The following is an 11,655-nucleotide window of genomic DNA, read 5'->3' on the forward strand; positions in this document are numbered from 1 at the left end:
GAGGCCGGGGATCATCTGCAACACGTCCTTTTGCGCGCCATAGCGCAGCTTGGTCTGGAAGCCGACCATGTTGTAGAGCGTGCCGAGCGCGTTGTCCTGGCGCAGCTGGACGACCGCATAGGGCTTTTCATCGGGCTTGTGGGCATTGGTGAGGCCCATGGGCTTCATCGGGCCGTGGCGCAGCGTCTCGCGGCCGCGCTCGGCCATGACCTCGATCGGCAGGCAGCCGTCGAAATAGGGCGTGCCCTCCCATTCCTTGAAGTCGGTCTTGTCGCCGGCAAGCAGCGCGTCGATGAAGGCGTTGTACTCCGCCTCGTTCATCGGGCAGTTGATGTAGTCCTTGCCCGTGCCGCCGGGCCCGACCTTGTCGTAGCGGGACTGGTACCAGCAGATATCCATGTCGACCGTGTCGCGGTAGACGATCGGCGCGATGGCGTCGAAGAAGGCGAGAGCCTCCTTTCCGGTCTTCGCGCTGATCGCCTCGGCAAGGGCAGGGGCGGTCAGCGGCCCGGTCGCGATGATCGCCTGATCCCACTCCTCCGGCGGCAGAGCCGTCATTTCCTCGCGTACGATCGTAATCAACGGATGGGCGGCTAGCTTTTCGGTGACGGCGTTTGAAAAACCGTCGCGGTCGACCGCCAGCGCGCCGCCGGCCGGCACCTGGTGCGCATCCGCGCAGGCCATGATCAGCGAGTTCGCCATGCGCATTTCGGCGTGGATGACGCCGACGGCATTGCTGGTCGCATCATCGGAGCGGAAGGAATTGGAACAGACCAGTTCGGCAAGGCCGTCGGTCTTGTGGGCCGCCGTCTCGCGCACGCCGCGCATCTCGTGCAGGATCACCGGAATGCCGCGACTGGCGATCTGCCATGCCGCTTCGGAGCCGGCAAGACCGCCGCCGATGACGTGGATGGGGTTCGGTGATATGCTGGGGTCGGGCATCGTTCAAACCGCAAGGTTGGCCGGCGCTTTCCGCCGGCGTGTTTCAGTTTAATCTGGGCACCGGAGCGGCCGGTGAACTTGGCTCTGCCAATGCCAGATCGGCGACGCGCCGTCGAGGGGCAATGGCCGATTTGTGCAGCGAAACGAATTTCTGAAAATATTCTGCGTCCGCCAAAAGTCTGTCACGGTTGACGTTATATGATTGCTGCAGCAAAGTTTGCAAACGTCAAGTCGTTGAAAGCGCTGAAACAACTGCTATGTCGTTGAGTACGGGGCGCCGCCGGCGCCTCGCCAGCGATGCAAAATCCCTCGGTTAGAGAGCCGGAAAATCTCTGCCGCCGCGCTTCGGTTGATTTAGGTCATGTGATCTCAAACCGGTCTGAGGGATATAGCAAATCGATTTAAACGCCAATTTGATTTCGAAAAGGGGAATCGACATGGAACAGATCACGCCTGATGGAGCCCGGAATATTCTGGCGCCCGAAGAACTGGATCTGATGAATAGATACTGGCAGGCGGCCAATTACCTGTCGGTTGGTCAGATCTATCTGATGGGCAACCCCCTGCTGAAGGAGCCGCTCGCCGAAGAAGACGTCAAGCCGCGCCTGCTCGGCCACTGGGGCACGACGCCCGGGCTGAACTTCATCTATGTTCACCTGAACCGCGTCATCAAGAAATACGATGCCAGCACGATCTATATCTGCGGTCCCGGTCACGGCGGCCCCGGTCTGGTCGCCAATGCCTATCTCGACGGCACCTATACCGAAGTCTATCCGGAGATCACGGAAGACACGGAAGGCATGCGCAAGCTGTTCAAGCAGTTCTCGTTCCCCGGCGGCATTCCGAGCCACGTCGCTCCCGAAACGCCCGGATCGATCCATGAAGGCGGCGAGCTGGGTTACGCCCTGGTCCACGCATTCGGCGCGGCCTATGACAATCCCGACCTGATCGTTGCCTGCGTCGTCGGCGACGGTGAAGCCGAAACCGGCCCGCTTGCCGCTTCGTGGCATTCGAACAAGTTCCTGAACCCGATCAATGACGGCGCGGTTCTGCCGATCCTGCACCTCAACGGCTACAAGATCGCCAATCCGACCCTGATGGCCCGGATGAGCAAGAAGGACCTGACCGACCTCTTCCAGGGGTATGGCTACGAACCCTTCTACGTGGAAGGCGACGACCCGGAATACATGCATCAGCGCATGGCCGAGGTCATGGAAGAGTGCTACGCCCGCATCCGCGAGATCCAGTCGGAAGCCCGCGCCGAAGGCACGGTCTACGAAATGCCGCGCTGGCCGATGATCATCCTCAGGAGCCCCAAGGGCTGGACCGGCCCGAAATTCGTCGACAACAAGAAGGTCGAGGATTTCTGGCGCTCGCACCAGGTGCCGATCTCGGAAGCCCGCCAGAACGCCGATCACCGCAGCCAGCTCGAAGACTGGCTGAAGAGCTACGGCCCGGACAGGCTGTTTGACGAAAACGGCAGGCTGGTCCCCGAGCTGAAGGCGCTGGCGCCCGAAGGCGATCTGCGCATGAGCGCCAACCCGCACACCAATGGCGGCGTCCTGCGCAAGGAACTGAAGATGCCCGACTTCCGCGAACTCGCGGTGGACGTGACGCAGCCGGGCGCCGTGATGACCTCGGCAACCAAGCGTCTCGGCATGCTGCTGCGCGAAGTCATGAAGCTCAACGCCGAGGAACGCAACTTCCGCCTGATGGGCCCCGACGAAACCGCCTCGAACCGCCTGCAGGATGTCTTCGAAGTCACCGACCGCGTCTGGATGGCCGACATCCTTGAGTATGACGAAGGCGTTGCCCGCGACGGCCGCGTGATGGAAGTTCTGAGCGAACATCTGTGCCAGGGCTGGCTGGAAGGCTACCTGCTGACGGGCCGCCACGGTCTGTTCTCGTGCTACGAAGCCTTCATCCACATCATCGACTCGATGTTCAACCAGCATGCGAAGTGGCTGAAGACCACCCAGCATATGGCATGGCGCAAGCCGATCTCGTCGCTGAACTACCTTCTGACCTCGCATGTATGGCGTCAGGACCACAACGGCTTCAGCCACCAGGATCCGGGCTTCATCGACCACGTCGTCAACAAGAAGGCCGACGTCGTCCGCACCTATTTCCCGCCGGATGCCAACACGCTTCTGGTTGTCGGTGACCACATCCTGCGCACCTATAACCGCGTCAACGTGATCGTTGCCGGCAAGCAGCCGCAGCCGCAATGGTTGTCGATCGAGGAAGCCATCGTGCATTGCGACACCGGTCTCGGCGAATGGAAGTGGGCAAGCAACGTTCCGGAAGGCGAAGAGCCCGATGTCGTCATGGCTGCGGCCGGCGACGTCCCGACGCTGGAAATGATGGCCGCCGTCGACATTCTCCGCCAGAAGCTGCCGGAAATGAAGGTCAAGGTCGTCAACGTCGTCGACCTCATGGCCCTGCAACCGAAGGAAGAGCACCCGCACGGCATCCGCGACGCGGACTTCGATGCGCTCTTTACCGAGAACAAGCCGGTCATCTTCGCCTATCACGGCTATCCCTGGCTCATTCACCGCCTGGCCTACCGCCGTCACAACCACAACAACATCCACGTGCGTGGCTATGTTGAAGAGGGAACGACGACGACGCCGTTCGACATGGTTGTCCAAAACCGCCTCGACCGCTACCATCTGGCCATGGACGCGATCGAACGTGCAGGCGGATTTGGCGAAAGAGGCGCGGCCGCATTGAACTATCTCAAGGAAATGCGCGCCAAACACCACGATTATGTCCGCGAGCATGGTCAAGACATGCCGGAGATTCTCGATTGGAAATGGCCTTATCCCAAGGGCTGATCCAATTTTCTGAAGCCTCGCGCACCGCCTCCTCCCAGGGCGGTGCGCTCACCATTTCTGGATAGCGATTATGAATGGCACAGTACTGGCATTGAATGCCGGATCATCCAGCCTCAAATTCCGTCTTTACGAAGTCGAGGGTGATCATTTTTCTCTTGTCCTGCGCGGTCAGTTTGACGGCGTAAACGAAAACCCCCGTCTTGTTGTTAAGGAAGCCGGCGGCAAGGAAATCTGCAATATGGATCTCGAAATCGGGGAACATATGCAGGAAGACATGCTCGAGCGCATCTTCGGCGTCATCAAGCCCTACACCGCAAACAGCCCGCTGCAGGCCGTTGGTCATCGCGTGCTTCACGGCGGCGGCCGGTTCGCCGATCCGGTCCTGCTCGATGACGAGATCGTTTCCTACCTCGAGACGCTTATTCCCATGGGGCCGCTGCACCAGCCGGCCAACCTCGCCTCGATCAAGCTTTTCCGTCGCATCCGTCCCGACCTCCCCCAGGTCGCATGCTTCGACACCGCCTTCCACGTCAATATGGACGAGCGCGCGGCGCGCTATCCGATCCCGCTGGAATATGAAGCCAAGGGTTACCGCCGCTTCGGCTTCCACGGCCTGTCCTACACCTATATCGCCGATCGTCTGCGCGAGATCTCGGACTATCTGGTCAAGAAGCGCACCGTCGTAGCCCATCTCGGCAGCGGTTCGTCGATGTGCGCCATGCGCAACGGCAAGGCCATCGACACGACCATGGGCCTGACGCCGCTCGGCGGGCTGATGATGGGCACGCGCTCCGGCACGGTCGATCCCGGCCTGGTTCTGACGCTGATGGAAGCGGAGAACCTGACGCCGGCAGAAATCAAGCACATGCTTTACTACAAATCCGGTCTGCTTGGCGTTTCCGGCATTTCCGGCGACCTGCGCGTGCTGATGGAAAGCAAAGACCCGAACGCCAGGAAGGCGATCGATCTGTTCGTCTTCCGCGCCTGCCGCGAACTGTCGATCATGGTCGCCACCATGGAAGGCATGGAATCGCTGGTCTTCAGCGCCGGCATTGGCGAGAACTCACCGGTCATCCGCAAGATGATCTGCGATCGTCTCGGCTGGCTCGGCGTTCAACTGGACGACGACGCCAACAACGCCAATGCGGAAATCATCTCCTGCCCGGAAAGCCGCGTGGAAGTCCGCGTCATTCCGACGGATGAGGAAATCGTTCTTGCCCGCCAGACCGCGCGCGTTGTCAGCGAGGCGGTGAAGGCGGGGCGGGAACCGTCCTACGCCTGATCCTTCGGTCCTTTTCGCGACGAACCGACATGCCCGTGCGCAAGCGCGGGCATTTTCATGTCCGGCGTCGCCTTTCGAGGAACCGCGTTCCCTGAAGCGCGATCAGGATGACCGCAACGCCGAGGAAGATGCGGGGCGGCGGGACTTCGCCGAAGAAGAAGAAGCCGGCGGCGGCGGAAAAGAACACCGAGAGGTAGCCGAAGGGCGCCAGAAGGCTTGCATCGCTTTTCTGATAGGCCTTCAGCCAGCAATATTGCCCGGCCTGGGCCAGGAATCCGATCAGCGCCAGCGCCGGCCAGTGGGCAAGCGGCACGGGCTGCCAGACGAAGAGGGCCGGCGGGCCCGTGAGCAGCACGAGGCCGACCGTATAGAAAGCCATCATCACGATCGTGCTCTCCTCGGCCAGTTTTCGCGTCTGGATGGTCGCCATGGCGCCGAAGAGAATGCTGGCAAGCACCGCCAGCAGGCCGGGATTGAGTTCGACCTCATTCGGCGAGACGATGATCAGTGCGCCGCCAAAGGCGATCGCCGCGCCGAGCCAGCGCAGCCGGCCGACGCGCTCGCCGAGCAGAAGCGCGGCAAGGCCCATGGTCACCAGCGGCCGGGTGAAGCCGAGCGCGTTGACCATGACCAGCGGCAGCATGGCAAAGGCGAGAAAGTTCGAGGTGAGCGCGATGGCATTGCAGGTCACGCGGAAGGCATTGCGCAATGGATAGCGCATCGTTTTCAGCGCCGCGCGGTTCTTCACGACCATCGGCAGGATGAAGAGAAGGCCGACGAGGGCACGGATGAACACAAGCTGGATGGCCGGATAGGCGACGCTGTTGGCCTTCACCAGCGCGCTCATGAAAGTCACCAGCGTCATGTCCGCCATCAGCCAGGCGATGCCCTGGCCGGCCGTGCCCGTTGTTTCTTGCTTTGATGCCCCGGCGCTCACAGCGTCATGCCGGCTGCACCAGATTGGCCATCAAACGGAAGGCGCCGGGAACGAGCCGGTCCATCTGGTGGTGGAGCACGAGGCTGGTGTGGGTGTGCCGGCCCTTGCCGATCCTGGCCGTAACGAGCGCGCCCTCGAGAGGCTTTTCGTCCGCGTCATGCATGGCAAGAAGCGGCTGGTAGGCGCCGTCCCATTCAGCCGCGAAATAGAGCCCGCGCTCCTTGTGCCAGCCGGCCCAGTCGTCCGCCGCGATCGGGTTCGGACCGGTGAGGAGCGGGTGGTCGGGAGCCAGAATCTCGACGTCGGCATCGGGGTTGGTCACGCGCCAGCGCAGCGATGGCGAGCCGATCCTGAGATAAAGCGGCGGCGTTGCCTCGGGCGACCAGCCGTCCGAGGGACGGTGATAGAGCGTCACCAGATGGCCGCCATCCTCGACGAAGCGGTGGAGTTTCTTTGTCACCGCCGCAAGATCCGGGCGGGTGCCGAAGGCGAAGATGCCGATGACGATCGTGGTGAAGGCTGAGAGATCGCCGGAAAGGGCCGTCGAATCAAGCTCGGTGACATCGAGCCCCATGCGTTTCAGCCATGTGCCGACAGAGTCCGCGCCGCCGCCGACATAGCCAATCTTCTCGCCGTCCGGCAGGGCAAGGTCGAGAGTAAGGACGCTCAGCACTTCCGGTCGGATGAAACGGCTGCGCCCGATATGAGGGTAGGTGAAGGGCGTTATGTTGGATGCCGGTTTGCCGTCGATTTCCGGGGCGATGCGCGCGAGACCGGGCGTTGCCCGTTGCGGCAGGTCGAGACGGTAGCGCTCGCCCGTTGCGCTCACCTGAAACCCCTCGGGCGCGTTGAAGTGAATTGTGAGGTTTGGAGTATCGCTTTGTGCGATGAATGAAAGAGTATGGTTAATATTCTGTATTGGAACGATAAATGCGTTCGGCTTCAGGGTGAGGGAGAGCGCCGGAACGATGGGCAGCGCGGTTTCGAGATCGAAGTGGCCGGCGGCCTTGCGGCCTGAAATTTCAGTTTCAAGCTTCACCGAGACCGGACCATTGCCGCCGAGCGACGACCAGAGCGGCGGATACTGGTTTGTCAGCGGCGCATCATCGGCGACGGCAAGCGAGAAACGGATGATGCCGGCCTCTTCCGCTGGCTTTGATGCCGTGACGCCCTTTGGCAGGAGCGGCGTAACAGTCGTTTCCGCCTTGCCGGCGTCTTCGCCCAGAACAACGGTCAGGCTTGTCTCGCCGCCCGGCGTCAGGCACTCGGCCGCGCCATAGGCCCGTTCAAACACGGCAGCAGCCTCCAGCAGCGCCGCATCGATCTCGGCAAGCTTGCGGGTGAGCCTGTGTCCCTGGCTTTCGATGAAGCCGTCGGGCGCAGCGTTGAGCGCGGCCTCGATCGTGCCGGCGGCGGAAACGAGGCTGCGGGTTACGGCGTCGCGATCGGGAAAGGCGGAGATTGCCGCAGCGATCGCGGCATCGGCCGTCACAAGATCATGGGCGAGCGTCTCGGCCTCGCCGACGCAGAGATCGGCCAGCGTCTTCGGCAGTCCGTCGAGGATTGTCTCCTCCGGCGTGCTGCCATCGGGACCGAGCAGAAGATGGAGCTTCCATGCACGGTCCGGCCGTTCCGGCCACCAGCCCATGCCCTGCGAGGCGTGGTAATAGCGCGACCATTCGCCGATGCGGTCATAATCGGCGCCCGTTGCCGGATCGCGCCCCTCGGCGGTCACGGTGACGGTCGCGGGCGGCGGGGGCAGGTCGTCATCATAGGTTCCGCCCCCTCCGGACCAGGCGGGGAGGTAGTATTTGGCCACGCGCCACGGCTTCAGGCCCTCGGCGAAATGCTCCGGATAGGCGGTCTCGTCGGCAGCGAGGCGGATGGCGGTCTCGGCGGCGCGCGTCATGGCGCGGTGGTGGCCATGCTGGCCGGGAACGTCGAGAAATGTCGGGATGACGATATCGGGCCGCTCCCTGCGGTAGGCACGCACCAGTCGCTCGACGATGCGCTCCTCGCCCCAACGGGCGAAGGTGGCGTCGCCGTCCTTGGAAAAGCCGAAATCATGCACCGGGTCGTCCGGCCCGTGACCGAGCCAGTGGATGTCGGCATCGAGCGCGCGGGCGGCTTCCTCCATCTCGCGCGTTCGAAGCACGCCGAGCGCGCCGAGCCGTTCCGGCCCGAGCACGTTCTGCCCGCCTTCGCCGCGCGTCGAGCACGCAACCACGATCCGTATGCCGAGCCCGAAACGGAAAAAGGCGAGCATGCCGGACTGTTCGTCATCCGGATGCGCGCCCGTGTTCATCATCGTCACCGGCGATTTCAGCCGGGAGAGCGCCCTGTGCAGGCGTACGAGCGAAGATGAGGCCATTTCCTGTTCAATGCGCTGGCGCGGCGTAAGCATGTCGTTCCCCGTTGTTCTGTTTGTCAGGCCACCTGCCGGGCGGGCGGCAATGTCTCGAGTTTCGGCGTCAGGATCTCGAAAAGCGGCAGGGCGGCGGCGCCAAGGGCGGCCGTATACTGCCCGGTCTGTCCGCGCATGACGCGCGGCTGCGCGCGGTTCGAGCGGGCGGCGACCGATGGCGGCAGCGCCGGCATGCGGACAATCAGCGCGTCCATGACGGCGTCCGAAAACGCGCCGCTCAGGATGATGGTTTCCGGATCGAAGATGTTTTCAAGCAGACCGATGACGGTGGAAAGATGCGCCGCCGCTTCCGCGATCCAGGCTTCCACCACTGGATCTTCGTTTTTAAAAAGCGATTCAATTTCAGATATTTGGGGGCGTTCTCTGTCACAGGCATCGAAACGTTCATGCAGCGCATGAAGTGAGGCGTAGCGTTCCAGGCAGCCGTGCTGGCCGCACGGGCATGGCCTGCCCGAAGGCACGACCGGCACATGGCCGATTTCGCCGGCATTGCCGAAAGCGCCGCGATAGGGCGCGCCGTCCTGAATCATGCCAAGACCGATGCCGGTGCCGAAATAGAGCATGCAGAAATGCTGGGTCGCGTGGCCGGCGCCGAACAGCCGTTCGGCAACGGCGGCCGCGGCGGCATCGTTTTCCAGCGTCACATCAATGCCGCAGGCGGTCTCCAGCGCCGCCTTGACGTCGATGCCGTTCCAGCCGGGAAGGGTGGTCGGACCGACAAAACTCATGCCCTCGATGCCGAACGGGCCGGGCATGACCACGCCGACGCCGAGAAGCGGCGCCTCGACCGACCTGCGGGCGCGCTCCACCTCCAGCGCGAAGACGGGCAGGGTGCGCTCCGGCGTGGTGCCGTTAAGGGGAACGATGCGCTTGTAGCGGAGCACGCCGGTCAGATCGAGCACGGTCACGACCATCTGGTCGGTCGCGATCTCGACGCCGACGGTGGCAGCCCCTTCGGGGTTTACCGCAAACTGGATCGGCGGCTGGCCACGTCCCGTGCGCCGCCTGCCGGTCGCCATCAGCAGGTTTTCACCAACGAGATCGTCGACGATATTGGCAACGGCCTGCGCCGTCAGATGCGTGTGCCGCGCGATCTCCATGCGTCCCAGCATGCCGTGCTGGCGCACCAGATCGAGAACCACGCGTCGGTTGTGTTCCCTGTTGCGTTCCGGATTGTTGCCGATGGCCGAAGGCGCGCGTGTCTTCTCGTTCATGTCCGTTCGCTTTCCGATGGTCTCAGTCTGGGGCCGGTCCCTTCTATCGTCAATATAATAATTCAACTAGATTATCTTATTGACAAAATCCCGATGTCACGCGACCGTATTGAAGAGGCACCGGCAAAAGGTGCCCGGAGGCGCATGGCGCCGGAACAAAAGCGAACAGTGGGCCGACGCTTTGGGCGGGCGGCCTTTCGGGAACAAGAAAAGCCCCGGACGCGGCGGGACGCCGCACATGGGGAAGTGGAGATTTCAATGCGCAAGGCACTTCTGCTCGCCGGCCTGATGTCCGGCATCAGCATGGTCTCGGTCAATCCGGCAAATGCCGTCGAGATCGAATACTGGCAGTATATCTACGAGACCCGCGTCAACGCGATGGACCAGCTGATCGAGAATTTCGAGGCGGCCAATCCGGATATCACCGTCAAGCAGGTGACCTTTCCCTATGCGGACTACCAGACCCGCATTGTCGCCGCCAACATGGCCGGCAAGGGCCCGGACGTGATGCAACTCTTCTATGGCTGGCTGGACAAGTTCGTCGCCGGCGGTCTCCTGCAGCCGCTGCCGCAGGATGCGTTTCCGCATGATGAGATCGAGAGTGAATTCTTCCCGATCGTAACCGCGATGAAGCGCGACGGCGAATATTACGGCCTGCCGACGGCGGTGCGCTCGCTGGCGCTGTTCTACAACAAGAAGCTTTTCGAGGAGAACGGCCTCGATCCGGAAAACCCGCCGCAGACGCTGGATGAACTGGTTGCCGCCGGCAAGGCGATCGCCAAGTTCGACGATGCCGGCAATATGGTGACCGAGGGCATGACGCTCGACATGGCCGGCCAGGACCACCAGTGGTGGCGCGAAGTGCTGGTGCGCCAGTTCGGCGGCGTGCCCTATGAGGACGACTATCGCAAGGTGACCTATGACAGCCCGGAAGGCACCGAGGCGCTTGAATTCTACACCGGCCTTCAGATGGACGAGAAAATCGGTCAGTCCGGCTTCATGGATGAAGGCCAGGCCGCTTTCCGCGCCGGCAAGGCAGGCATGACCATCGACGGCACCTTCCGTCTCGGCTCGTTCAGCCAGATCGAGGATTTCGACTGGGCCGTGACCGAGCTGCCGGCCAATGCCGACGGCATGCGCTCCAACTATTCGAGCTATTTCGCAAACGGCATCGGCGCCAAGGTCGAAGGCGAGGAGCTTGAGGCCGCGGAAAAATTCCTGACCTATCTGACCTCGCCGGAAGCCATGGGCATCTGGCTCGATGTGGTCGGCGAACTGCCGGCGCGGCGCGCCGTGGCGCTGACGGACGAGAACACGTCGAACCCGATCTACGGACCCTTCCTCAAGGGCCTCGACTATGCCCACACCACGCTGTTCGTGGACGAGGCCGCCCAGCGCCAGGTTGCCATCGACATGGTCAACCGGGTGATCCTGAACGGCCAGTCTCCTGCTGACAGCATCAAGGAGGCGGCCGAGGAAGAACAGGCCATCATCGACGACGCGATGTAAGCCGGAACGAGCCGATGTCTTTACAGGCTGAACACACCAAGGGGGCGGCCGCCGGCCGCCCCGAGGGCGGCGGCTTTGCCGACCGTTTCTCCATGCACACCAAGCGCCTCGTCTGGGTCTGGACCTTTCTGGCGCTGCCGGTGCTGTTTTACAGCGTCATCCGTTTCTACCCGACGCTCGACGCCTTCCGGCTGTCGCTGACGGACTGGAACCTGATGCGCCCGCCGAAATTCATCGGCTTCGAGAACTACGCCAAGCTCTTCGCCGATCCGGATTTCTGGCAGGTGTTCAAGAACACCTTCGCCTATCTGATCTTCGGCACGCCGATCTCGCTGGTTCTGTCCTTCACTATCGCCTTTTTTCTCGATCGCGTGCGCTTTGGCCACGGGTTTATCCGGGCGCTCTATTTCATGCCGTTCCTGACGACGGCGGCGGCCATGGCCTGGGTCTGGCGCTGGTTCTATCAGCCGGCCCCGATCGGCGTCATCAATGACGTGCTCTCCGCTCTC

General features: G+C 62.5%; 8 protein-coding genes. 4 read left to right on the top strand and 4 right to left on the bottom strand.

Translation table 11 applies throughout. From position 1 onward, the window contains the following. Positions 1–942 (bottom strand): methylenetetrahydrofolate--tRNA-(uracil(54)-C(5))-methyltransferase (FADH(2)-oxidizing) TrmFO (gene trmFO / locus AC5DC2_RS11375; protein ID WP_491698557.1); only part of this gene is annotated, 942 nt, incomplete at its 3' end. Positions 943–1,379: 437 nt separating this feature from the next. On the opposite strand from trmFO, the gene AC5DC2_RS11380 reads away from it, so the two are divergent. Both AC5DC2_RS11380 and AC5DC2_RS11385 read left to right on the top strand, forming a co-directional pair. Then, entirely contained in the window at positions 1,380–3,779 is a 2,400-nt protein-coding gene (locus AC5DC2_RS11380; protein WP_024709183.1) for a phosphoketolase family protein, read from the top strand. A gap of 70 nt (positions 3,780–3,849) precedes the next feature. Then, positions 3,850–5,061 (top strand): acetate/propionate family kinase, encoded by a 1,212-nt coding sequence (locus AC5DC2_RS11385; protein WP_491698558.1) that lies wholly within the window; start codon positions 3,850–3,852, stop codon positions 5,059–5,061. Positions 5,062–5,116: 55 nt separating this feature from the next. Here AC5DC2_RS11385 and AC5DC2_RS11390 read toward each other — a convergent pair whose 3' ends face one another. From AC5DC2_RS11390 to AC5DC2_RS11400, 3 genes are read right to left on the bottom strand one after another with little or no spacing between them, the layout of a single operon-like run. Further along, entirely contained in the window at positions 5,117–5,998 is an 882-nt protein-coding gene (locus AC5DC2_RS11390; protein ID WP_491698559.1) for a DMT family transporter, read from the bottom strand. A 4-nt stretch (positions 5,999–6,002) separates the two neighbouring features. Next, positions 6,003–8,402: a PIG-L family deacetylase gene (locus AC5DC2_RS11395; RefSeq protein WP_491698560.1), complete on the bottom strand. Its 2,400-nt coding sequence runs from the start codon at positions 8,400–8,402 to the stop codon at positions 6,003–6,005. A 23-nt stretch (positions 8,403–8,425) separates the two neighbouring features. Beyond that, complete coding sequence (locus tag AC5DC2_RS11400) at positions 8,426–9,637, bottom strand: ROK family transcriptional regulator (RefSeq protein WP_024709187.1); 1,212 nt, start codon at positions 9,635–9,637, stop codon at positions 8,426–8,428. A 258-nt stretch (positions 9,638–9,895) separates the two neighbouring features. Here AC5DC2_RS11400 and AC5DC2_RS11405 point away from each other — a divergent pair, with 258 nt between their 5' ends. Both AC5DC2_RS11405 and AC5DC2_RS11410 read left to right on the top strand, forming a co-directional pair. Beyond that, the gene (locus AC5DC2_RS11405) at positions 9,896–11,146 is read left to right on the top strand and encodes a sugar ABC transporter substrate-binding protein (RefSeq protein WP_491698561.1); all 1,251 of its coding nucleotides are present in this window, start codon (positions 9,896–9,898) and stop codon (positions 11,144–11,146) included. A gap of 14 nt (positions 11,147–11,160) precedes the next feature. Beyond that, positions 11,161–11,655 (top strand): carbohydrate ABC transporter permease (locus AC5DC2_RS11410; RefSeq protein WP_491698562.1); only part of this gene is annotated, 495 nt, incomplete at its 3' end.

The sequence above is a fragment of the Martelella sp. genome, from assembly GCF_984369615.1.